The organism is Larkinella punicea, assembly GCF_003334855.1.
GTDB lineage: Bacteria > Bacteroidota > Bacteroidia > Cytophagales > Spirosomataceae > Larkinella > Larkinella punicea.
The window spans coordinates 277772-302393 of record NZ_QOWE01000002.1 but is presented as its reverse complement, the minus strand read 5'-3'; the positions used below and the strand labels follow the sequence as shown (position 1 = coordinate 302393).

The 24622-nt window shown below is 52.1% G+C and carries 17 protein-coding genes and 1 tRNA gene; 4 read left to right on the top strand and 14 right to left on the bottom strand.

From position 1 onward, the window contains the following. Window positions 1-7: 7 nt before the first annotated feature. The 5 genes from DUE52_RS03055 to DUE52_RS32730 form a co-directional block, all read right to left on the bottom strand. Entirely contained in the window at window positions 8-3433 is a 3426-nt protein-coding gene (locus tag DUE52_RS03055) for a SusC/RagA family TonB-linked outer membrane protein (protein ID WP_114404471.1), read from the bottom strand. A gap of 174 nt (window positions 3434-3607) precedes the next feature. Then, window positions 3608-4684 carry a FecR family protein gene (locus DUE52_RS03050; RefSeq protein ID WP_133299746.1) on the bottom strand — a complete coding sequence of 359 codons (1077 nt, stop codon included), beginning with the start codon at window positions 4682-4684 and terminating at the stop codon, window positions 3608-3610. A gap of 144 nt (window positions 4685-4828) precedes the next feature. Next, the gene (locus DUE52_RS03045; RefSeq protein ID WP_114404469.1) at window positions 4829-5437 is read right to left on the bottom strand and encodes an RNA polymerase sigma factor; all 609 of its coding nucleotides are present in this window, start codon (window positions 5435-5437) and stop codon (window positions 4829-4831) included. Between the two features lie 603 nt (window positions 5438-6040). Further along, on the bottom strand, window positions 6041-6379 hold the full coding sequence (locus DUE52_RS32735) for an amidohydrolase family protein (protein ID WP_229312054.1): 339 nt from the start codon (window positions 6377-6379) through the stop codon (window positions 6041-6043). A gap of 77 nt (window positions 6380-6456) precedes the next feature. Continuing rightward, window positions 6457-6942, bottom strand: coding sequence for an amidohydrolase family protein (locus tag DUE52_RS32730; RefSeq protein WP_229312046.1), 486 nt, complete (start codon window positions 6940-6942; stop codon window positions 6457-6459). Between the two features lie 99 nt (window positions 6943-7041). Here DUE52_RS32730 and DUE52_RS03030 point away from each other — a divergent pair, with 99 nt between their 5' ends. Next, window positions 7042-7284 carry a hypothetical protein gene (locus tag DUE52_RS03030; protein WP_114404467.1) on the top strand — a complete coding sequence of 81 codons (243 nt, stop codon included), beginning with the start codon at window positions 7042-7044 and terminating at the stop codon, window positions 7282-7284. A 72-nt stretch (window positions 7285-7356) separates the two neighbouring features. Here the strand turns inward: DUE52_RS03030 and DUE52_RS03025 are convergent, their stop codons facing one another. Beyond that, a complete protein-coding gene (locus DUE52_RS03025) occupies window positions 7357-7557 on the bottom strand; it encodes a hypothetical protein (RefSeq protein WP_114404466.1) in 201 nt (66 codons plus the stop codon). A 362-nt stretch (window positions 7558-7919) separates the two neighbouring features. Continuing rightward, window positions 7920-7992, bottom strand: a tRNA-Gly gene (locus DUE52_RS03020). 203 nt (window positions 7993-8195) lie between these two features. Here DUE52_RS03020 and DUE52_RS03015 point away from each other — a divergent pair. From DUE52_RS03015 to DUE52_RS03005, 3 genes are all read left to right on the top strand, one after another. Further along, entirely contained in the window at window positions 8196-10232 is a 2037-nt protein-coding gene (locus tag DUE52_RS03015) for an OPT family oligopeptide transporter (RefSeq protein ID WP_114404465.1), read from the top strand. Between the two features lie 122 nt (window positions 10233-10354). After that, on the top strand, window positions 10355-11233 hold the full coding sequence (locus tag DUE52_RS03010; protein ID WP_114404464.1) for an alpha/beta hydrolase: 879 nt from the start codon (window positions 10355-10357) through the stop codon (window positions 11231-11233). A gap of 192 nt (window positions 11234-11425) precedes the next feature. Beyond that, window positions 11426-12862 carry an FAD-dependent oxidoreductase gene (locus DUE52_RS03005; RefSeq protein WP_114404463.1) on the top strand — a complete coding sequence of 479 codons (1437 nt, stop codon included), beginning with the start codon at window positions 11426-11428 and terminating at the stop codon, window positions 12860-12862. Window positions 12863-12949: 87 nt separating this feature from the next. On the opposite strand, the gene DUE52_RS03000 is transcribed toward DUE52_RS03005, so the two are convergent. The 7 genes from DUE52_RS03000 to DUE52_RS32020 all read right to left on the bottom strand — a co-directional run bounded on the left by DUE52_RS03000 (window position 12950) and on the right by DUE52_RS32020 (window position 24172). Further along, the gene (locus DUE52_RS03000) at window positions 12950-14791 is read right to left on the bottom strand and encodes a M61 family metallopeptidase (RefSeq protein WP_114404462.1); all 1842 of its coding nucleotides are present in this window, start codon (window positions 14789-14791) and stop codon (window positions 12950-12952) included. An 87-nt stretch (window positions 14792-14878) separates the two neighbouring features. Beyond that, window positions 14879-15454 (bottom strand): YdeI/OmpD-associated family protein, encoded by a 576-nt coding sequence (locus DUE52_RS02995; RefSeq protein WP_114404461.1) that lies wholly within the window; start codon window positions 15452-15454, stop codon window positions 14879-14881. A gap of 15 nt (window positions 15455-15469) precedes the next feature. Next, a complete protein-coding gene (locus tag DUE52_RS02990) occupies window positions 15470-17461 on the bottom strand; it encodes a heavy metal translocating P-type ATPase (protein ID WP_114404460.1) in 1992 nt (663 codons plus the stop codon). Window positions 17462-17466: 5 nt separating this feature from the next. After that, complete coding sequence (locus DUE52_RS02985; protein WP_114404459.1) at window positions 17467-18087, bottom strand: hypothetical protein; 621 nt, start codon at window positions 18085-18087, stop codon at window positions 17467-17469. A gap of 11 nt (window positions 18088-18098) precedes the next feature. After that, window positions 18099-19337 carry an efflux RND transporter periplasmic adaptor subunit gene (locus DUE52_RS02980; RefSeq protein ID WP_114404458.1) on the bottom strand — a complete coding sequence of 413 codons (1239 nt, stop codon included), beginning with the start codon at window positions 19335-19337 and terminating at the stop codon, window positions 18099-18101. Continuing rightward, window positions 19334-23743: a CusA/CzcA family heavy metal efflux RND transporter gene (locus DUE52_RS02975; RefSeq protein ID WP_114404457.1), complete on the bottom strand. Its 4410-nt coding sequence runs from the start codon at window positions 23741-23743 to the stop codon at window positions 19334-19336. The genes DUE52_RS02980 and DUE52_RS02975 overlap by 4 nt, the downstream gene beginning before the upstream one ends. A 99-nt stretch (window positions 23744-23842) precedes the next feature. Further along, window positions 23843-24172: a DUF6660 family protein gene (locus DUE52_RS32020; protein ID WP_133299745.1), complete on the bottom strand. Its 330-nt coding sequence runs from the start codon at window positions 24170-24172 to the stop codon at window positions 23843-23845. Window positions 24173-24622 lie beyond the last annotated feature (450 nt).

Genomic DNA, 24622 nt, shown 5'->3' with positions numbered 1-24622 from the left:
GTTTTTGTTAAAGAGTTAGCTTAAGGCCACCACCGAAACTTCTGGTCTGAGGGGTAATGCCGCTTCGACCGTTTCCGGTTATGTTCGCACCTCCCTCACTGTAATTCACCTCAGGGTCCGAGAAGGCGTCGGAAATCAGGAACACATTGCGGGCCGACAAGTAGATAGACAGGGACTTCGCCCATTTCAAGCCTAATTTCGACGCTGGTAATGCGTAATTCAGCGTCAATTCGCGTAACCGTACAAAAGAAGCGTCCGACAACTGGGACTCATAGTTGGTCCACAACTGGCTGTAGTACGGATATTCCTTCTTGATCTTAATGTTGTTGGGGCCTTCCACCACCAGTTGGGTACCGTTCCAACGTCCCTGAACTCCTGGCAGCACGACATCCTGTTCCCGATCCAGGGTTCCAGCCGAAAGCCCCCGCCAACTGGCCTCCGCAAAACCATGGTTCCAGAAAACCCCACCCTTTCTCCAGTCGAGCTGAGCGCTCAATGACAAGCTCTTATACCGTAAACTGTTACTAATGTTCAGTTCAAAATCAGGAACCGTACTACCAATCACCTTGAGGGTATTGTCGGTCAACGGAAAGCCATACGTCGAAGATCTGGGATCGTTGTTGATCACGTGCTGGCCGGTGGCGGGGTCTCTCAGGTACGACCGGCCATAGATGGAGGGATAGGCATAACCAGCCTCCGCTACGATCGGGTCGGATAAAACGATCCGGTTGACTCCTTCCGCCAGACTCTGTACGGTGTTATCAAAGGAAGTAAAGTTAACCCCAAGATCCCAGGTAAACGCAGCGGTCGTGACCGGAGTCAGGCCCAGCACCACTTCGTGGCCTTTGGACAGCATCGATCCTGCATTCCGGATTTCTGAAGATGCACCCGTTGAAAGGGGCACCGGAACGCTGTAGATTTGTCCGTCAGATTTAGAATTGAAATAAGTGTACTCCAGCGAAATCCGATCATTGAAAAACTTCAAATCAGCCCCCAGCTCGACGGTTTTCGTATTTTCCGGTTTGAGGTTGGGGTCAATCCGGGTAGAACTTTGGGTGAGACCCGTCAGGCCATTAAAGGGAAACACAAAGCCGCCCGGGCTGCCCTTTACAAATCCTGCATTGTTTACAAAGACCGGTCCTACCTGCCCTACTTCGGCATAGGAAGCGCGTAATTTGATTAAGGAAACCGTTCTTTTCCGAAATGAGAAGGCGTCAGACAAGATAAAGCTTCCGCCGACGGAAGGATAAAAAAATGACCGATTGCCGGTGGGCATATTGGATGCGACGTCGTTTCGGCCGGAGGCATTCAGGAAAAGGATTTTATTCCACCCCAGATTTAGGTTTCCATAGAACCCAACCACCCGTTGTTTTGAAATCGAGTTGCTGCCGACCACATTGGTGGCGTTGTTGAGATTTGCCCAACCACCCGTTACAAAATCCGAACCGATCGTCCGATCATTATTGCTGCTGATATCGTACAGTTCGTTCCCCACGATGACGTTCAGATTCAGCTTCTCGCTGATATTTTTGTCATAGGTTAAAAACAGGTTGGAATTGATCTGGTTCTGGCTGCCGTTATTGATGTTCAGGCTACCGCCGGTGGGCGGAATGGTGCGTCCCCGCGTCGCCGTTCCCAGCTCCTGAAAATCGACCTCTTTGGTGCTAAAGTAATCCACCCCAACCCGATAGGTGACCGACAATTCCGGCAGGACGTCATAGCGAAAAAGAAGGTTACCAAAAGTTCGATTGGTTTTGTTTTGACGCCAGTTGTGGTCCACCGCCCAGTAGGGGTTGTTTTGCCCTCCCCGGTAATACACTTGCTGATACGGATTAGAGGGACTCGCATATCGTTTTCCTTTCAAGTTATATGAGGGTGGCACGTCGGTGAGTCCTCTGAAATAATTGTCATTGCCCCCCAGTTCAGGGTAATCATCCACCGTCAAATCAGAATAATTCAGGGAAAGGCCCACCGTCACCTTTTTAATTTTGGTCATCTCCCCGTTGAATTTGATGTTGTACCGCCTAAGACCCGAGCCCTGAACAATCCCGGTTTGGCTGGTCTGCCCGGCTCCGATCATGAAATGACCATACTCGCCACCATCGGATAGAGACAGGTTGTTGGAAAGCGTATGACCTCTCTGGTAAAACTCCCGGTCGTTGTCATAGGCACGCGCTACTTCCTGTTCCCCGAACTCGTTGGTATAGGTTCCGATTTCGCTGATCCTGCTGCCCCAGGTCCATATCTGGTTCAAGTCAAATTTTCCGTTTAAACCCTGGGCGTAAATATCCTGCATTTTGGGTAAGCGGGCCACTTCGTCAACATTGAAATGACTATCGAAACTAAGGGATGGCTTGCCAGACCTGCCACCGCTTTTCGTTTTGATCACCACCACGCCGTTCGATGCCCTTAAACCATATAGCGCCGAAGCCGCCGGTCCTTTCAAAATATTCATGGATTCAATATCGTTGGGGTTCAGGTCATTGACCCGCACCCCGCCCGCTACCGGAAGACCATCGATGACATACAACGGCTGGTTATTGCCCGTGATGGAGCGATTCCCCCTAATGGTAATTTGGGGCGCTTTCCCAGGCATGCCACTGTTTAGACGAACCGACACACCGGCTACCTTACCCTGAAGGCTATTTAACACGTTGGGGTTTCCAACCGACGTGAGTTGGGCCCCTTTTACCTCTTGCGTGGCATAAAACAAGGCTTTCTTTTCTCGTTCTATACCAAAAGAGGTCACCACTACCTCATCCAGCGATTTCGCGTCTTCTTTCAGTGTAAGGGTAAGCGCAGTTTGGTTGCCGACGGTTATCTCCTGGCTGACATACCCGACATACGAAAACACCAAAACGGCGTTACCATCCGCAACCGCTTGGCGAAATTTACCGTCAGAATCGGTTGTCGTTCCCTGTTGGCTTCCTTTGACCAGGATGCTTACGCCGGGCAATGATTCGCCTTTCTCGTCCGTTACCCGACCGGTTATGACCCGATCCACTTTTTCGTGATCCGGAGATTCAATCGGATTAGTTGCGTTCGACTTTCCCTGGTCATTCTTCAACTCGTCTACACGGGTTAAAATAATCTGGTTATTATTAATAACCCTATAATGTATACGTCGTGGAATCAATACCTGTTTCAGGACATTATCGACTGTTTCCCCCTGAATCGTCAGGTTCAGTTTCTCGTCTAATTCGATAACTCCCTTCTGGTACGAAAAAACGACGTCGACCTGCTGTTCGAGGGTACGTAAAAACAAGCGGAGGTTGCTGTTTTTCAGGGTTACGTTGACCCGCTCCTTCAGTAGCTCCTGGGCCACAACGGGATAGGCTAATGCATTGCCGGCAATCACTCCCACTAGAATCAATTGGGCTAAAGTGATTTTCATGAGCGTGAAAACCTCTTTTTTGGTAAAATATTTTGACATACTTTTGGCTGTTTTTGTTCTGATCAGGACAAGACATTCCCATCAGCCACTGGACAATGGCTGGTTAAGTTCAGGAGAAGATGTTGCTGCATCTTCTCTTTTTTTGTAATTGGGATTTGAGAGTGTTAACGCATAAGAGTTGAGGGTTTAGGATATAATTGGATGTTCGGAATATTACGGGCAGCCCGTAGCCTCGACGACTAACTGAGCGTCCATTTCTTTAAAGGTTGCCCCAATCGTTTGACAGATGACTTCCAACTGGTCTTTCAGTGGCTGGTTACTGAGCGTAGTCGTAATAATACAGTTCGACAGCAGTTCTTCATCGTATAAAATATGAACGCCGTAGCGTCTCTCCAATGTCTTCAAAACCGTTGCTGCCGGTACTTCCTCAAAATAATGCTTTTCACTGGCGGCTAACGGCTGAACGGGCATGGGCTCCGCTACCAATTGTTTCGAAAGACTTTCGGTGTGGCGATTAAAAATTACTTGCTGATTGGGTAACAAAACGAGGTTCTGACGTTCATCACTTGCAAATCGAATTGGTTTTTGATTATATACTGACACGCGTCCGGTGCGTACTTTGACTTGTACTTGCTGGTCGTCATCAAAAGCTGTAATATCGAAACTCGTTCCCAGGACCTGGGTCACCAACTCATTGGCGTAGACATAAAACGGTTTTTTAGGATTGGGGGCAATTTGAAAAAAAGCTTCCCCACTTAAAAAGGTTTCCCGCGATTGGGTCGTAAAATGAGTAGGGTAACTGAACCGGCTATTTTTTTTCAAGTAAACGATACTTCCGTCTTCCAATGTAATCTTTAGGGGAGTATCGCTTCGATTTACCTTCTCAATCAGCGCATTTTTTTCGGCGGCCTTGGTGACGAGCTTCGCGTAAACCGTTTTTGAGGGAAAGTGCTCCACCCATGTCCAGACGACGATGAATAGGGCTAACGAGCATAAAACCGCAACGCCGGTCCACCGTCTTTTTCTAGGCCATCCCACTAACGGATCTGCATCGATGGTCGTGGAACGAATTCGTTTCCAGGTTTTCTCCTCATCGACGGGCAAAGTTCGTAGGGCTTCCGCCTGTTGAAGTTGTTGAATGAGCTGAATCGCTTGCTGAATGACTTCCTGCTTGGCCGGATAATCCGCCAGCACCTGCTGCCAGTAGCGGTCCTGTTCATCAAACAGGACCCACCTGACAAACGCGTCATCGTTCAAGAAATCCTGCAATAAAAACTCGTGGTACAGCATGGTCAATCCCTTAGGTCTTCTTACTATACAGAGTCATGTTTTTTTAGAAATTAATCAATCGAATTGAAATATTTCCTTCTTTTCTATAAAAAAACTCTTCAGACACCTTTTACACCTGGACCGGAATAATGAATTAATGCGGTTTTACGGGTATAAAGGAGAAAGAATTAGGGTCAAGAGAGAAAACACGCCCTTCAGAATGATCCGTAACATCGAATAGGCCTTAAAGAGGAGATTACTGACAACCTGTTTGGAAACCCCCATCAGTTCTGACGACTGATCAAGGTTCATACCGTGAAAAAAGCGAAGATTCACGGCTTCCTGTTGACGTGGACTTAATCGGGCTATCGCACCCTGTATTTGTCGGGATCGGTCAAAAACCGTTTCCTGTTCAACGGTTGTTTGTTCGTCCGAGAGGTGAACTAAGCAGTCCAGAAATTCATCAATATCTTCAGCTTCATCAAAAATGCTGTTTCGGGCATTTCGCTTCAATTGATTTCGGAGGGCGGTCAGTAGATAAAATTTGGGTTCAGCAACAGCAGCTAATTGTACTTTTCGGCGCCAGAGATACGTAAACAGGTCCTGGATGGCATCTTCCAGTAACAGCGGATCGGGCGTCAATCGAGATCCGTAGTTAACCAGTATTTTAAAATAGTGTCGGTAAAGAATTTCAAATGCCTGCTGATCTCCTTGTGCCAGAGATTCCCAAAGGACGGTCTCATTGTAGCTCTTAAACGAGTCAGGGGCAGGCATACGATGCGTTACGATTTTGGTCTAACCATACGAATTAACGCAAAATTAAATAAAAATAATACAAAATATGATTTAATCGGCCTTTAATTATGTGACCTGGGTTGGGCAGTTTCTCAAATGTTTATACAAGCTTGATCTGTGAAAAACAGGAACTCCGGTGGTAAGTAATCATTATGTTTTTTTACTATGTCAATGTCATGCTTCCGAATGTACAATCTGACATTCTGCGAATTCGGACGACCGCTGCCAGGAAGGGGGCACAATTAGGCCATAGAAAGTCAGCATATGATGAAGGCCTACCGGTACGACGGCATCTCAAAGATACCTTATCTCATTGGAATCAAGCTTATAAATCCTTGGATAAAAACGAGCTACTTACTAGTAAACCCTACGTGAATCTCCCTAAGTTGAGAACCCTCCCTGAAGTTGATAAATGGATTGTGATCTTTTTTGGTGACAGGCAAAAAAGCCATTTTCAATTCTAGTTTTAAGCCCTTTACAACCAGTTTAGTATTTACTTAGTTAACATAAAATTAAGTTATATTCCTTCAAAAATTCTATTAATCTTCTGTAAGTTAGTCGTTTACATAACTTAAAATCTAGTTATGTAAGCCAGTATAGGACAACCCTACAGTGGTCGTAAGGCTGTTCCCTGGCTCTACTCAGGTTGTGAAGGTTCACGCTTTTGCCAGTGATAGGCATCAACTGAGTTCTCCAGAAGTATTTTTCGGCTACGGTTCGACCCTTTGTGTTGAAGTATTCACTCACCAAGCCCAAGCCGACGTTTAAAGGCCTCCACTTATCACTATTCGGCCAATCACTGCCATACAGCAACCGATCTTCACCGAAAATGCCGAAGATTTCATCCAGCCGCGCCCTGTAGAAACTTAGTATCTGTGGAATTGTTCCGTTCACCCGGCGCAGGACTTGAGAAATTTTCACATAAACCTGGGGCCGTCTACCCAACTCCTGCAGGTCGGCTTCATAAGCCTTTCGGGCCACAGCCGCTTGTGGGATTATTAGTTGGGGAACATATCGATGATGACCCGCAAATCCGGCACTTGATCCGTGACCCGCACGATGGCGGCCAGAAGGGAAGGCTTCGGGTTCGCCGTATCTAACACCAATCCCGCCTGAGCCAGAAAACGAAGATCCGATACGAACCTGGGATTTGACAGCTGGCTGGACGGATCACGATCCCTAAGATTTCCGTTACGAATGCCACGAAACAGCGGATTGTGTTGGAAACGTTCGAGCTGTTGGCGGAAATCCGGTTTGCCCGGCTCGAGATTGCCAACGGTTCCGACGATGAGTTTGTCCTTCGTTGCAATGTCAAGTACCCACTGATTATCTTCCAGCCAGGGACTGGCTTCCACGACAATCGCGCCCACGATACCGAGCGGCACTGCAATTTTACGATAGCGGTCCGGCAACGCTGGCTGGTAAAGAACGCTGTCTTTTTTGGACGGCCAGGGCACCCCTTGGGAACGCTCCGTGTCGAACAAGTGGATGTGAGTGTCAATAATCGGGATGGCGGTATCATCCGCCCAGCCCAGAGAGGGGAGCTACTGAAAAAAGTTTTCGACTGCAAGTAGCCTAAATAAATGAACTACCATAGTTTTTTAGATCACATTCAAGCAGAGGGTTGTTCTTGGGTACGCAATTTCGATACCGGATTTGGTGCATATTATCACAACGCCCAAACCGGTAGAACTGCCTTTCTTAAGGAATATGACTGGGTTCCTTGGGAAGCCGCAATCGCTTTTTGTAGAGATGCAAGAATTGATATTCCTGCACACTTGCAACCCAAAGAAGTTGAGTTTGATAGATTAGGCTTATCGGATTAAATAAGCAAAAAGCCCCTCACCTTAGGGGCTTTTTGCTTATTAAGATGAACAGATACTCTTCTAATACAGCCTCTAAAAGTCTAATAATATATCTTGAACCCTCTCCATAACCTCGCGATTATCAATATCCCCAAAAAAACCAAGCGTAGTTGCTTCTTCAAATCCACCGCCATCTTTGCCAATAGATACCAATATTTCTTTGCTTTCCGTTTGTGTAACCAAATAGGCGCGCTCTTTTCTTGGTATGCCTACATCAATAATTTTAGTTTTCATATTTTTTAGTTTGTTTAAAAGCCAAAACTAGATATCGGTAAGGGGGCTTGCAAGTTTTTTCGGCAACTTTAAGTGTGTCAAAAAATAAAGCCGTTAGCTTACATAATCTGACTTACAAAATGAGTTTTTCCTCTATTATATCTGTAATTATAACAGATCGTTTACTTCTGATCATCACCCCCATTTAAATGAGTATTGTATCATATATTAACTGGGTCAGTCAAGTATATCATTACCTTAATTATTACTGTTATGAACACCAGGTGACTTGTTTCAACCAACGTTTCAACCGATTAATAATTGAAACAAAAAAAGCACCCTGCCTTTCAGCTAAGTGCTTCATTTACAACGAATAGGAAAGGAGCGGGAAATGGGGTTCGAACCCACGGCCTGCAGCTTGGGAAGCTGCCGCTCTACCAACTGAGCTACTCCCGCTGATAGGCTGCAAATGTTTAAAGAAAGAATGGAAAAGTCAAGGGATTTCGGTGAATCCCGTGCAACAACCGGATGCTCCGTCTTTTGGGCCGCCAACTAAAAATTTATCCGCGTAAATGCACGGATTCCGCCACCTCCGGGGGGCGGGGGCTTTGTATTATTCCAAAATCGTTTGATCTTACGCGCAAATCCTGACCCTTCTTATGGAAACCAAACCGCCCGCGTTTAAACCGTATGTTGCCGACAATACCACTACGGCCGAATTCACGTTCAAAGCCGTGGTCACCGGGGCGCTGTTCGGCGTCTTGTTCGGAGCCGCCACCGTCTACCTGTCCCTGAAAGCTGGCTTGTCGGTGTCGGCTTCCATTCCCATTGCGGTGCTGGCAATTTCGCTCGGCCGGCGGTTTCTGAAAACCACCATTCTCGAAAACAACATCATCCAGACCACCGGCTCGGCGGGGGAGTCCATCGCGTCCGGCGTGGTGTTTACCCTGCCCGGTTTTCTGTTCCTGACCGACGGCGTCGGCGACGATTTCTTCAATTACTGGACCATTCTGACCCTGGCCATTCTGGGCGGGCTACTCGGCACGCTCATGATGATTCCGCTGCGCCGGGCGCTCATCGTGGAGGAACACGGCAAACTACCCTATCCCGAAGGCACCGCCTGTGGCTCGGTGCTGATTGCGGGCGAACGGGGTGGTGATTTTGCCAAAATGGCCTATCGGGGCCTGGGCGTGGCCTTACTCTACGCCGTTCTCCAGAAAGTGCTGCACGTCATTGCCGAGGCACCGGTTTGGGCAACGAACCAGGTAAACCGCTATTTTCCGTCGGCCCAGGTGTCCGGCGAAATCACCCCGGAGTATCTGGGCGTCGGCTACATCATCGGGTTTCGCATTTCGGCGGTGTTGGTGGGGGGCGGTATTCTGGCGTGGCTCGCGTTGATTCCACTGCTGGCAACGCTGGTGCCGGGTGATACCATTGCCTTGCAATTGATCAAACTGGGGTATCTCACCAACCTGCAAACCGCCGGTGGCCCCGGCGGCTGGAATCCCGAAACACACGGTTTTAGCGACACGGCTGCCGCCATCTACCGGGCCTACATCCGGCAAATTGGTGCGGGGGCCGTCACGGCGGGCGGTTTTATGACCCTGCTGAAAACCATCCCGACCATCGTTTCGTCGTTTCGCGATAGCTTCAAAAAAGTAGACGTCGCGGCCGAAGGAACGCAGGTTCGGCGGACGGAGCAGGATTTATCCATTCGAATCGTTGTCATCGGAAGTCTGATTCTGGCGGCTTTGATGGTGATCTTACCGCAAATTCCCGGTGACTCGGTCCTGACCAAACTGCTGATTGCCATTTTGGTCGTGGTATTCGGCTTTTTCTTCGTTACCGTGGCCAGCCGGATCGTGGGCCTGATCGGCTCCAGTTCATCGCCGGTTTCGGGAATGACCATTGCCACCATCATGGGCACGGCTTTGGTATTCATCGGCGCCGGGTTGACGGGCCGAATCTACGAACCCGCCGTGCTGGTGGTGGGCGGTATGATTTGCATCGCGGCCGCCACCGCCGGAGCTACTTCTCAGGATCTGAAAACCGGTTATTTAGTGGGTGCAACGCCAAAATACCAGCAAATGGCACTGTTTGTCGGCGTTATCGTCTCCTCACTGGCCATTGGTGCAACGATCAAGATCCTGGATATACCCACGCCGGATCTCGTGGCACAGGGCATTACCCACGCCATCGGCAGCGACCGCTTTCCGGCTCCGCAGGGAACGCTCATGGCCACGCTCATCAAAGGGCTGCTGTCGTTTAACCTCGACTGGCAGTTTGTGCTCGTGGGCGCGTTCATGTCGTTTGTCGTGGAAATTTGCGGCATCAGCGCGCTGGCGTTTGCCGTCGGTTTGTATCTGCCGCTCGCGACGACGCTGCCGATTTTCGCCGGGGGCTGCGTCAAGGCGCTGGTCGACTGGAATTTCAAGCGGAAAGGTATTGTCGAAGAAGACGCCGACCTGGGCCGCGGCAGTTTGTTTTCAACCGGTTTGGTCGCCGGTGGTGCCCTGGCGGGGGTGGTCGTCGCCCTGCTGTCGGTGAATGAGTCGGTCTACAATTTTCTGTCCCGACTAACCCTGGAACCCGTGCTGGAGAGCGCCCTGGGGGTTGAAGGCTATCAACTGTTGGGTGCGTTGCTCTTTTTGGGTCTGGCGGTTATTCTGTACCGGGTTGCCATGAAGCGAAACTGATTAATAAAAGAATTTCAAATGATGAATGCTAAATGTAAAAGTGTTTGGACCGCGCTAGCCTACTTTTACATTCAGCGTTCATCATTTATCATTTAAAATTAACCCTTTCTCCTTTCCCAACCATGAATCATTTTTTACCATTCGCAGCCGGTCTGTGTCTGTCCATGCTGGCGTTTACCGCCGGTTTTGCCCAGACTGAAACCGCCACCTATGGCGCGGATTCGCAGCGGCACGAGGGCGTTCCAAAAGGTCAGGTGACGAAGTTCGTCTGGAAAAGTACGGTTTTTCCGAATACCATTCGGGAGTATTTTGTCTACGTACCGGCGCAGTACAAGGCCGACAGCCCGGCGGCTCTGATGGTGTTTCAGGACGGACATGCCTACGTGAAGGAAGACGGCGATTTTCGGGTTCCGGTGGTTTTCGATAATCTCATTCACCAGAAAGCCATGCCGGTAACGATTGGCCTGTTTATCAACCCCGGGCAGCACGGCAACGACCTGCCGAAAGATCCCTGGCGGGCCGATAACCGGAGTTTTGAGTATGACACACTCACCAATCAGTACGCCCGGCTGCTCATCGAAGAGCTGATTCCGGAACTCAGCAAGACCTACAAACTGGCCGATTCGCCGAAAAAACGCGCCATCGGCGGGATTTCTTCCGGTGGTATTTGCGCCTTCACGGTGGCCTGGCAACGGCCCGATTATTTCCAGAAAGTGTTGAGCCACGTCGGCAGTTTTACGAACATCAAAGGCGGCCACGTGTATCCATCCCTCATTCGGAAAGCCCCTAAACGGGATATAAAAGTGTTCCTGCAAGACGGCAGCAACGACCTCGACAATGCCCACGGCAACTGGTGGCTGGGCAATCTGCAGATGGATGCGGCTTTGAAATTCCGCCAGTACGACTACCGGTTTGTCGGCGGGACGGGCGGACATAATGGTAAACACGGCGGTTCCATTCTGCCGGAGTCGCTGCGGTGGTTGTGGAAAGAAAAAGAATAATGAACCAATTGCTGTTGCCGGTTGCTCAATAGTTGGCGGAAGTGTATGTAACCGAAAGGATTATTAAGGTAATTAAGTATATTCACGTTCACAATGAAGATAGAGAGTGGCTCCAGTTGGTCTGAATTGGTGAAGAAGGAAGTGGAGGCAAACGGGGCCTAGACCCCGGTAGCCCGCGCTACCGGAAAACAGATGTGCACAAAACTGGACAAAAAAGTTGGAATTATCGGGGCTGGCCCGGCGGGTTTAACGGCCGCCTATGAACTCGCCAAAGCCGGAATCGCCGTTGAGGTGTTTGAAGCGGGGCCCAATGTAGGCGGGTTATCACAGTCCTTTCAGTTATGGAATCAAACGGTTGATCTGGGGCCGCACCGGTTTTTTAGCAGTGATGCCCGCATCAACAAAGTGTGGTTCGAGGTCGCCGGTTCTGATTTCCGCATGGTGAACCGCCTGACCCGGATTTATTACAACTCCAAACTTTTTTATTATCCCCTCAAACCCTTCGATGCGCTTCGTAAACTGGGTATTCGCCAGTCGGTTAGCAGCATGAATAGTTATTTTCGGGAGAAAATAACCCCAACGCCCGATCAGCAGACCTTCGAGACGTGGGTGGTTCGGCGGTTTGGGTATAAACTGTATTCCACGTTTTTCAAGACGTATTCCGAAAAGCTCTGGGGCATTGCCTGTACGGATCTGGACGAAGATTTTGCCGCCCAGCGGATCAAAAAACTCTCACTCGGGGAAGCCGTCAAAAATGCCTTTATAGGCGGGAAAGGCAATACGCACAAAACGCTGATCGACCAGTTTGCCTACCCGGTTGGCGGCAACGGAATGATTTATGAACGGATGGCCGACTACGTGAAGCGCCACGGCGGAGCGGTTCACCTCAAAACCCCGGTTCATTCGGTGGTCACCGACGGGGAGGATCGCTGCGGAATCAAACAGGAAGACGGCACCGTCAGATCATTTGACCATGTGATTTCGACCATGCCGCTGACGTTGCTGGTCAACCGGTTGCCGGACGTGCCGGTTGCCATCAAAAACGAGGTGAGCCGCCTGCGGTTTCGCAACACGATTCTGGTCTATCTGAAAGTAGATTCCAGCGATTTGTTTCCGGATAACTGGCTGTATATCCACTCGAAAGAACTGCTGACCGGGCGGATTACCAACTTCCGGAACTGGGTTCCGGAAATCACCAACGGTGAAAAAGCCAGCATTCTGACGCTGGAATACTGGTGTTACGAACAGGATGACATCTGGAAAAAAACGGATGCAGAACTGATCGAACTGGCGTCGAACGAACTGACCAAAACCGGGCTGATTCCCGGCGCGACCATTTCGGCCGGTTTTGTGAAGCGGTTAGCGCGGAGTTACCCGGTTTATTCAAAAGGCTACAAAGAGATCCTGAAACCGATTCAGGAGTATCTTTCAGGTTTAAAAGGACTGAGCGTCATTGGCCGCTATGGCTCCTTCAAATACAACAACCAGGACCACTCCATTCTGATGGGCATTCTGGCGGCCGACAACATCGTTTCCGGCGTAAAGCACGATTTGTGGGAAATCAATACCGATTACGAAAGCTACCAGGAAAGCGCTTCCGTCGAGAGCCTGCAATCGGAAGCGGTGTGATAGAAAGACAAGAGAGGTTAGACAAGAGAGTAGAGACAAGAACTGTTTTCAGGTCTCTACTCTCTTGTCTAACCTCTTTCCTCTCCTTCACAACCACGCTTTCAAAATGGCCGCTTGCAGGGCCGTCGGGTTGGGAAGTCGGGTTATTTTAAAACTCCGTTCGGATTTTTTACCCAAGACCGCCGTTATTTCTTTGGGCTGATCGTTCTGTAAAACCAGTAGTTTGACCGGATCGCCCGGTTTTTTGGTCTTCACCAGCGCGCTCAGAGCCTGAACGTCTGCTTTCTGCCCGTCAATCTTCAGAATAACCGTTCCCTTGCGGAGCCCGGCTTTCCAGGCGGGTGATTCCCATTCGGCTTCCGTGACGAGCAGGCTGTCCACCTTTTCGGTAAACGAGATGCCCAGCCACGAGCCCGGTACGTCTTTGGGTGTGGCGTCGATGGCCAAACCAGCATAAGCGAAGTATTTTGGATAATCGATTTCCTTCACGGTCGAAGCATAATCGAACAGTTCTCTCAATGACGTTCCGGCGATTTTTTCGCATTCCGCCCAGAATTCGTTCTCCGTAAAACCGCGTTTCTGTGTCTGATAATAGGTCTGGTACAGCGCCCGCATTACGTCGTCGAGCGACTTTTTATTCTGGGTTTCATGCCGGATTTTAAAGTCGAGCATAGCACCCAAAACCGGACCTTTGCTGTAATACGAAATGGTTTTGTAGGCTTCGTCGCCCGTTCGGCCAAAGGGGCCGTCTTCCCAGGTTTCAAAACTGGCCTGGGTGGCCGACTGAAACCGGTGGCCAGGCTTGTTTTCGTAGCTGGCAACGTTTCTCTGCAAGGCTCCAAAAACCTCTTCCTCCGTCATTAAACCGGCTTTTTTCAGAATCAGGTACGGATAATAGACCGTAAATCCTTCCGAAACCCAGAGCATCCGCGTGCGGTTTTGCTGATCGTAATTGAACGGTCCTAACTCGACAGGGCGAATGCGCTTGACATTGTAATGGTGGAAATATTCGTGCGCCAGAAAGTTGTAGAGCTGGTTTTTCCCGGCCCGCGTCTCCAGTTGCTCCCCGCTGAAACTGATCGATGTCGAGTTCAAATGCTCAATGCCGCCCCCGCCCGGCCCGATGGCAATGAAGGTGTAGTGTTTGTAGGGAATATCGCCGATCACGGCCACCGACCCTTCAACAATCTTCTTCAGATCGGCCATAAACTGCTGCCGGTCGAAGTTGCCGAGGTTGTACCCAATAAAATAATGCGGAATTCCCTGTACTGTGAACGAGGGCAGTTGCTCCAGATTCCCCATCAAAATCGGGCTGTCATACAGCAGGTCGTAGTTGGGTGCCACAAACGTATGGGACTGTCCGGTAATTGAATCCAGACCCGTGGCAATGGGGCCGCTCCATTTCGCATACGGTTTTAGCGTCACGGTAAGCGGGTGGTTGAGTTGTCCTTCGGGGTACAGAAACACACCCGCCGGTGAAATATAGCCCCGGTTTTCGTCCAGGTAATTTCCGGCCACAAAATTCCGGGTGGCTTTGACGTCATAGGTGAGCGTAACCGATTTGGTCTGTTTCGGATAGACTTTCCAGCGGCTGTTGGCGGTTTTGTCCCATTTCAAAGGCTTGCCGGAACCGTCGGTGGCTTGAAAATTCTGCACCTGTTGGGCATAATTCATCAACTGGTAATACCCGGGTGTCCAGACCGGCATCTTAAAACTCAGCGTATCGCCCGGGATGCCGTCGCAACGAAACGTAACGTGGTAGAGATGTGTGGCGGGGTCTTCCATCGAAACCGTAAACGCCAAGTTTCCGACTTCTTTTTGTCCGAATGAATGCGGGATGGTGACGAGAAAAACCGCAGCAAACGTCAGGGTTTGAAAAAACCGGATGAGAAATGGGTTTCGGGAAAAGAGAAGTGCAAAAGTTTCCATAAATACCGCAAAACGCTGGCGGATTTTGTCGTCCGGGCTTGTTTGCGACTCATTTTAACGATTGTCTGACAGAATTCAAAGGCAACGTTATTCGCCATTACGCCTAAATGGTGCCACTTTTCGTCCGTTTTCCGAGTCTTCGATCAAGCTCGTCAGGCGTTTTAGACGGGTTTCGGGCTGTTTGGCGCTCATAATCCAGTGTCGAACCGTTTTCTGGTAGGAGGGAGCCTGTTTGTGAAAAAAGTGCCAGGCTTTTTCGTTCGCTTTCAGTTGGGCTTCAAAAGCTGCGTCGAATGGCTGGTCTTCTTTTTCGTGTGAATAAATCCCGGCTTTTTTCAAATCCCGGACTTGAAAAATGGTCAGACCGGCGGGTTTTACCAGACCTTGTTCGATTAACTCACCGATTCGCTTGAGGTTGACCGCGCTCCAGATGCTTTTCGTTTTCCGGGGCGTAAACCGGATCATGTAGCTGGTTTCGTCGATGGATTTCCGGATGCCGTCGATCCAGCCGAAGCACAGGGCTTCATCAACCGACTGCGGCCAGGTGATGCTGGGTTTGCCGGAACCCACTTTGTAAAAACCGACGAACAATTCCTTCTCGGTTTCATGATGCTGTTCCAGCCACTGGCGGAACTCAGCGGGTGTTGCGAAAAAAGTTGGCATATCGTACGGACTTAATTAAAACTTCAGATTCTGCACCCGAACGGCGTTCAGGATCGCCAGCAAGGCAACGCCCACATCGGCAAAAACCGCTTCCCACATGGTGGCAATCCCGCCCGCACCCAACAGCAGCACAATGGCTTTAACGACCAGCGAGAGCGTGATGTTTTGCCAGACAATCTGCCGCGTCGCCCGGCCAATTTTTACCGCCGTGACAATCTTCGAGGGCTGGTCATTTTGAATCACTACGTCGGCGGTTTCAATGGTCGCGTCGGAGCCTAGGCCACCCATCGCAATGCCCACATCGGCCAGTGCCACCACCGGCGCGTCGTTGACGCCGTCGCCCACAAACGCCAGTTTGGCCCTGGGATTGCCGGAAAGAGCCTTTTTCAATCGCTCGACCTCCCGCACTTTGTCTTCGGGGAGCAGATCGCCGATGGCTTCCCCGACGCCGACTTTTTGGGAAACCGCCTGAACCACCGCTGATTTATCGCCGGACAGCATGACGGTTTTCAGACCCAGCGCGTGCAATTGCCGAATGGTGTCGGCGGCATCCGGTTTTTCCTCGTCGGCAATCGTGAAATACCCGGCAACCTTTCCATCGACGGCGACGAGCACCACTGTAAAAGGAATTGCCGTCAGTGCTTCGTCAAACGTTACGTTGAATTTTTGCAGCAATTTGGCGTTTCCGGCCAGCACGGTTTTGCCGTCAACGGTTCCCTTTAACCCATGCCCCGGAATTTCTTCCACGTTTTCAACGGAAACTGGTCTCTCTTTCGAACCGGCATAAGCTAGAATAGCCGTGGCCACCGGATGCGTGGATTTGCTTTCCAGAGCGGCCGTCAGATGGGCTAATTCCGTCGTCGTCAGGCCCTGTGCCCGGACTTCCTGCACCTTGAAAACGCCCTGGGTCAGCGTGCCGGTTTTGTCCATCACCACGGTTTTGACCTGCGTAATCAGATCCAGGAAAACCGAGCCTTTGAACAAAATTCCGTGCCGGGAACCCGCGCCAATCCCGCCAAAATAGCCCAGTGGAATGGAAATCACGAGCGCACAAGGACAGCCAATAACCAGAAAAACCAGACCGCGATAAAGCCAGTCCTGAAAGCGGTAATCCGCCACAAAAAAGTACGGCAGCAGCGTAATGGCCAGCGCCAGCGCGCAGATCATCGGCGTATAGATTTTGGCAAACCGGGCGATGAACTCCTGCGTCTGCGCCTTGCGTCCGGTTGCTTCCTGCACCAGTTTCAAAATGCGCGACAGCTTGGAATCCTGGTAGAGCGTGGTCACTTCCATTTCCACCAGGGTTTGCCGGTTGATCATCCCCGCCAGCACGTCTTCGCCTTTGGTAATCGTACGCGGAACGCTTTCGCCGGTCAGAGCCGCCGTGTCGAACGAGCCGGTGCCGGACGTCAATTTGCCGTCCAGCCCCACTTTTTCTCCCGGTTTGATCTGAATCACTTCACCAATCTTCACCTGCGCGGCTTTGGTCGGTACGGTTTTTCCGTCCCGCAGAACCGTCACCGTGTCGGGCCGGACGTCGAGTAGGGCCTTGATGGAACGACGCGCCCGCATCACGGCGGCATCCTGAAACAATTCGCCGACGGTGTAAAAAAGCATCACGGCCACGCCTTCGGGATATTCCCGGATGAGGAACGCACCCATGGTGGCGACACCCATCAGGAAAAATTCGGTGAAGACATCGCCTTTCAAAATTCGCATTCCAGCCCGGCGGAGAACCGGTCGGCCAACAGGCCAATAAGCCGCTAGATACCAGAAAAACCGCCACGGATCACGAAACCGGTCCGGCGCGTAATGATCCAGTAAAATGCCGCCCAGCAGCAGCAAAAAGCTGATGATAACCGGCATGTATTCTTCCAGACTGCCAAGGATGGATTTTGATTTTTCTGAACCAATCGTTTCCTCCGAAGATTCGGTTTCTTCCAGATCCAGCTCATCGTGATCGTGCGTATGCCCGTCGTCGTGGGAATGATCGTGATGCTTTGCCATAGTCCTTAAAGTTCAATGAAAAAGTTGAGGATCCCGAGTGCAATCAGGATGCCGCCGGTGATCTGTTTTTCGTGGTGTTCGAGCCAATGCCACTGCACTTTGGCCAGCCCCCGGAACGACAGCGCCGTCAGCCCGACCATGCACAGGATGGTGACGGCGGTATAGGCAATGCTGAGCGTGACCACCGCCGACCAGCCAAGCGTGCCAGCCGTGAAGAAAAACGTTTCGATTTCCAGACAGGGCGACAGCAGCATGGCCAGTGCCAGCGTGCCGATAATAGCCCGTTTGGAGCGGCCGGACAAGCCTTTCGGAACGTGTTCGTGGGCGCTGTGCGGGTTGTGAACGGCGAAATACACCAGTCCCATAAAAATCAGGATCAGCGACGCAATCCAGCGGGTTTGGTCCTCTAGTTGGGCCGATAATTCCACGCCAATCGCGCCAATCAACACCCCGAGAATAACCGTGCTGAGCGTGTGAAAAAAACCGCTCAAAGCCGCTACGCCCAGCGTTTCGCGCATGGTCCAGCCTTCGCTGCGGCCGATGAGGGCCACGGGAAGCCAGTGGTTCGGGATGGCCGCGTGGACGGCTCCCAACAAAATACTACCGATCAATAGATTGAAAAGCATGGGTTTTCTTCTTAATGAACATGGCCGCCCGCTTCTTCCGAATTATTCAAAACGGAATGCAGGTCATACGCGCCGGCCACTACAATCTGCGCGTCTTTTTTGATCGATGCAGGCAACGTCACCGCCTGATAACCGTTCTGGTTGACCCCGGTTTGCACCGCAACCGGCCGGAACTGGTGATGGACAGTGCCCTCGTGTTCTTCTTTTCCTTCGTAAACAAAAACCTGCGAACCCGTTCCCGATTTGATCACCGCGACCTCGGGCAAAGCCGGTTCCGGGGTTGCTTTGGTTTCGATCAGGGCTTTCAGAAACGTGCCGGGGCGGAGTTGCGCATCCGGTTTTTCCAGTGCGGCAAACACCCGCACGGTTCGGTCGGCACCGGTTTCGCGGTTGATGTACCGCACGCGCCCGATGCGTTCGCCCGGCGTTCCCCCGCCGTTTTCGCCGATGATGGAAAGCTGAACCCGCTGTCCGACCTGCACCTTCGCAATATCGCCTTCAAAAACGGTTAATTCGGCATACAACCCGGATGTATTGATCAATTCGAACAACACATCGTTGGCGTTGACAAACCGCCCCCGGTTTACGTTGACTTCCGTGACGGTTCCGGTGATGGGCGAGCGGACGGCGACGGTTCGCGTAATTTTCCCCGACGATAACTCCTTCATCGATACGCCCAGTAGCGCCAGTTGCTGCCGCAGCCCTTCGGCCCGCGAGCGGAGAATTTTGACCTGCGACGTGGCCTGCTGAAACGTTTTGAGCGTTCCGACGTTTTCGCGGCTCAGTTCGCGCTGGCGTTCGTATTCCTGCTCCTGAAATTCCAGTTGGCTGGTGGTTTCCAGGTATTCCTGTTGCAGCCGGATGAACTCCGGATTTTCGAGCATCGCCAGTAGTTGCCCCTGTTTGACGGCCTGGCCCGGCAGCAGGGGCGTCGAGGTCAGAATACCACCGTAGGGCGTCGAAACCGACACCTTTTGCTGGGGTGGTATGTTGACAACCCCGTTCACGCGGATAAGGTTACTGAGGGTTCGTTCTTCCAGTCCGCCGAGCCGGATGCCGACGGTTTTGAACTGTTCGTCGGTCAGTTCCACCAGCCCTTCTTCGTGCTCATCGTGGTGTTCTTCGCCTTTTTCAGCCGTTTCGGTATGGGCTTCGGTTGCAGTGTCTTTTTGCCGGTTACAGGCTGAAAAAAACAAACCGATACCAACGATGAGAAAAAAAAGCAAGTTGATTTTTAGCGTATTTTTCATGGTTCAATGCTTCCCAGGAGGTATTCAAGGTGGATAATGGTCTGATTCAGGTCGTTCAGGGCAGCCAGATAACCCGTCTGAATACCGCTTGCCGTGCGGAGGTTCTGGAACAATTCGATATACCCAATTTCTCCGGCGCGGTACGACCGGTCGGCCTGCTGCCGGATCAGTGTGGCTTGCGGCAAAGCCGACTCTTCGTAGTACGTCAGCGTCTCGCGGTTTTTGCGGTAGGTTTGCAGGAGTTCCGCAAAAGCGCCTTCGAGGGTGCGCCGACGGGCGTTGAGCTGTGCTTCCGTGCGTTGCTGGCCCAGTTCAGCCGCCCGAACGCGCGCCCGCAGCGGTTTGGCGACAATCGGAATCGAGATGCCGACTTGCCCGTAGGTGAACCGATCGACGCCCGTGTAAAACCGGTCGTTGCCGTTGATCGTCTGAATGCCCCGCAGCGACTGATTCACCACGCTGAACGAATAGTCGGGTTTGAGTCGCGACCGTTCGACCTCGGTTTCGCGCCGGGCCATCTCAATCTGCTGCTGCAACAGCGCCAGCTCGGGGTTTTGCGTTAACGCAACCGAATCCGGCAAGCGAATGACGCGGGCGATCAAGACCGAATCCGCAATCCGGGGCAGTTGGTCGGTTCCCAGCAGTGTTTGCAGTCGCCGGGACTGGATTTGCTGGTCGGCGCGGTTTTGGAGCAGTGTCATTTGGAGTTGCCGTGCTTCCACTTCGGCCGTCGTTTGTTCGAGCAGGGAGCCTTCGCCCGTTCGTCGCCGGATGCCAGCCGCCCGGGCTACGGCCGCAAAAAGACTGTCCTGTCGGGTTAGTTCGCGGTGAAGCGTCTGGAGGTAAACGAGTCCGTAATACGCCGATTTAAGCTGGAAAGCCAGTTCCTGACGGGTCACCCGGCTTTCGGCTTCGGCTCCGCCGATCCGGGCATCGGCCAGGGCTTTCTGACTTCGAATCAATCCCGGTGCGGGAAGCCGCTGGCCGATTTGCAGCGACTGATCGACGTAGCGGCTGTTGTATTGCCCGGCGGTTACCATCAGGTCGGTTTTGCCAATGTCAGAAGCCGTACCGCGTAACGCCTGCTGATAATCGACGTTCAGGGTCGAAACCCGCACCTGTGGATTGTTGTGAAAGGTTTGTTTTAGCGCCTGTTCCAGCGAAAGGGGCGTTGGTTGAGCAGTTACCTGCGCCTTACTTTCCGGCGAAACAAGGCTGAATCCAAGCGTCAGCAAACCGATGAAAGGCCACCAGATGGCTACGACGGTTTTGGGTTGGGGCATTAATGACTGGTCCCGTTTTCCAAACCGCTGTTCGATTAATAAATACAAAACCGGTAAAACCAGCAGCGTCAGCAGGGTTGCCGTCATCAGGCCGCCGATGACGACGGTTGCGAGCGGTTTTTGCACTTCAGCCCCGGCGGTATTGGATAACGCCATCGGTAAAAAACCGAGTGACGCCACCGTCGCCGTCATCAAAACGGGGCGCAACCGGATGCGGGTTCCACGGAAAATGGCCTGTTTGAGATCCGTAATGCCGTTCCGGCGCTGGTCGTTGAATTCGGCCAGCAGCACAATGCCGTTCAAAACCGCCACGCCAAACAGTGCAATGAACCCGACAGCCGCCGAAATGCTGAACGGCATACCGCGCAGCCACAAGGCCAAAACCCCGCCAATGGCCGCCAGCGGAATGGCCGAAAAGATCAGTAATGCCTGTCGCAAGGAATGAAATGTTAGAAAGAGTAAAAGAAAAATCAGGCTCAAGGCCACCGGAACCGCCACTTGCAGCCGTTCCCGGGCGTCGATCAGGTTCTCGAACTGACCACCGTAGGTAACGTAATAACCGGTTGGAAACTGGATCTGCCGACCGATTTTCTGTTGTAACTCGCTCACGATCCCTTCTACATCGCGCCCACGGACATTGAAACCGATGGTGAGCCGCCGTTTGGCGTCTTCGCGCTGAATCTGGTTGGGGCCGGGAATCAGTTCGACGGTGGCGACTTCCGAGAGTGGAATGGCCGGGCCGTCGGTTCCGGAAATGGTCAATTCCTGAACGTCGTTGATGCTCCGCCGGTTTTCGCCCGCCAGCCGCACCACCAGGTCAAACCGCCGTTCGCCCTCGTAAACCAGCCCCGCGCTTTCGCCGGCAAAAGCCGTGCTGATCGTGCGGTTGACATCGTCTACCGATAAACCGTAGCGGGCGAGGGCTTCGCGATCCAGTTTGACGACGATCTGGGGCAGTCCTTCCACCTGTTCGACGTACAAATCCGTGGCTCCTTTGATGCCCGTGATCAAACCGCTCACGCGTTTGGCCAGGCGGGTGAGTTCATCCAGGTCTTCGCCAAAAATCTTGACGGCCACATCCTGCCGCGCTCCCGAAATCAACTCATTGAAGCGCATTTGAATGGGTTGCTGAAAGCCGAAGGTGACGCCCGGAATGGCGTCCAGAGCCTCCGTCATTTTTTCCGCCAGTTCATCGCGGTTTGACGCCGAAGTCCATTCCGAACGCGGTTTCAGAATAACCATCAGGTCGGCGGCTTCAATGGGCATGGGGTCCGTCGGAATTTCGCCCGCGCCAATTTTGCTGATAACTTCCTTTACTTCCGGAAATTTTTGCAGTAAAACCCGCTCCGCCTGGGTCGTTTTGTCTACCGTCTGGCTCAGAGACGAACCGGTCAGAACACGGGTTTCAACGGCAAAATCGCCTTCGTCCAGGGTTGGGATAAATTCCCCACCCAGCGTGGTGAACAGCCAGCCCGCACCCACCAGCAGCAAAACCGCTATGCTCAGCACCAACGCCTTTCGTCGCATAACGCCTTGAATAAGGGGTTCGTACAGCCGCTGGAAAACGTCCATCATCCGGTCGGAAATGGTGCGTTTGGTGGAAACGGTTTTGCTCAGAACCAGGGCCGACATCATGGGTACATACGTCAGCGAGAGGATAAACGCCCCGGCAATGGCGAAGCCGACGACCTGCGCCATCGGGCCGAACATCTTGCCTTCGATTCCTGACAACGCCAGAATTGGTAAATAGACAATCAAGATGATGAGTTCGCCGAAAGCTGCCGAGGTGCGAATCCGGCTGGCGGATTGGTAGATTTCCTCGTCCATTTGCGCCTGAGTCAGCCGGGCCAGTTTTCGTGCGCCCAAATGGTGCAAGGTCGCTTCGACAATGATGACGGCACCATCGACAATCAGGCCGAAGTCAATGGCACCCAGGCTCATCAGATTGCCGGATACGCCGAAAACCTGCATCATGCCGACGGCAAAGAGCATGGAAAGCGGAATGACCGAAGCGACGACCAAACCAGCCCGCCAGTTGCCCAGAAACAAAATCAGCACAAAAATGACAATCAACGCGCCCTCGATCAGGTTGCGGGTGACGGTGCTGATGGCCCGGCCTACCAGTTCGCTCCGGTCCAGAAACGCGTGAATGTCAACGCCTTCGGGCAGGGTTTTGCGAATCTGGTCCATGCGGTTTTTGACCCGGCCGATGACTTCATTGGCGTTTTCACCTTTCAGCATCAGCACCAACGCACCTACGGCTTCCCCCTCTCCGTTGCGGGTCAAAGCACCATACCGCAGTGCTGAACCGTAATTGACCTGCGCCACATCGCGAATCAGCACCGGCGTACCGTTTTTGGTCCGGCGAATGACAATGCGGCCAATGTCGGCCAGATTGCCCACCAATCCTTCAGAGCGGATGAAATAGGCGTTGGGTTTTTTGTCGATGTAGGCCCCACCGGTATTCTGGTTGTTGCGGGATAGAGCGGTGAACAAGTCATTGATGCTGAGTCCGTAGGAGCGGAGCCGGTCGGGATCGATCGCGATTTCGTACTGCTTGAGCAACCCGCCGAAACTGCTGACGTCGGCCACGCCGGGTGTGCCCAGCAACTGCCGCCGGACGACCCAATCCTGTAAGGAACGCAGTTCAGTTGGGGAATATTTCTGCGTATAACCCGGTTTGGCGTAGATGACATACTGGTAAATTTCGCCCAAACCGGTGGTAACCGGGGCCATTTCGGGCTCGCCCGTCCCCGCCGGAATCTGGCTTCGCGCGCTGGAAAGCCGTTCGCTGATTTGCTGTCGTGCCCAGTAGAGGTCGGTTGATTCCTGAAAAACAATCGTGACAACCGACAGACCGAAGCGGGAAAATGACCGGATTTCGTCGATTTCGGGAATGGTCGCCATCGTTTGTTCGATGGGGAAGGTAATGAGCCGCTCCACTTCCTGGGCCGCCAACGCGGGCGAGCGGGTGATGATCTGAACCTGGTTGTTGGTAATGTCGGGAACGGCGTCGATGGGCAAATGGCTGAGCGAATAACCGCCCCACACCACCAGCGCCAGCGTCAACAGGCCGATAATGAGTTTGTTATGGATCGAAAAGCGGATGATGGAATCCAGCATACCGGTACGGCGTTAAGATAAAAAAGGAGTGAAATCGCCGATCAAGGGCGAGAGATGCAACCCGGTTGCACAAAACCGATGGGGCGCAGGTATCCTGTCTTAGCCAATTTGGGGTGGTTGCCAGCAGGAAACCGGGGGAGCGGGCAAGCGGGATTGGAGGGTAGCGTACTGAACGGAAGAAAAAGAGAAAGCCGCAAAGGTGAAGGTAAGAACCGGCATCGATTCCAGCACCGTGCCGCAGCAGGCACAGCCGCAAAAAGGCGAACACAAATCCGCCCCCGCCGGGTCTCCTTCGTGTTGGTGGTCATCACTGGCTACGGTAGTCGTACGTTGCTGATCGTCACGCACACCCAGGCAGCCGTCGGCGCAGGGCCAGGCGGACAACACCAGCAGGTGAACGCTCATCAACAAACAAACCAGTGACTTCATCCGGCAAAGCTATAGGATAAAAGGATGCAACAGGTAGTCAAAAACGGGTTTTAGTCACAAAACCGCTAAAGACGAACGATTTAGCACAGCCAAAAAGCCTGAAAGGCTTACATCACTAGCCCCGGGTATCACCCGGGGGGGGGGGGATGCGATGGGGTTGGTGGACGTCATCCGGTTCGCCAATCCCCCCCCATCGTGTTCGCCAACCCCCATTCCCGTTCCATCCACCAAAACCCCGGGCGATACCCGGGGCTAGTGATGTAAGCCTTTCAGGCTTTTTGGTGGCCGGTGTCTTTTTTGTACTATCCATACAATCTATACGAACTCTTCCAGAATTGACTAAATCTAAGAACTTAATTTTGGTGGTTTTTATTTTATAGTCAGATAAAGCTGTCTTAAATGCTGATAATAAAGGTATTTTTGCGCGTTCTACTCATTAAGAGTACTTTG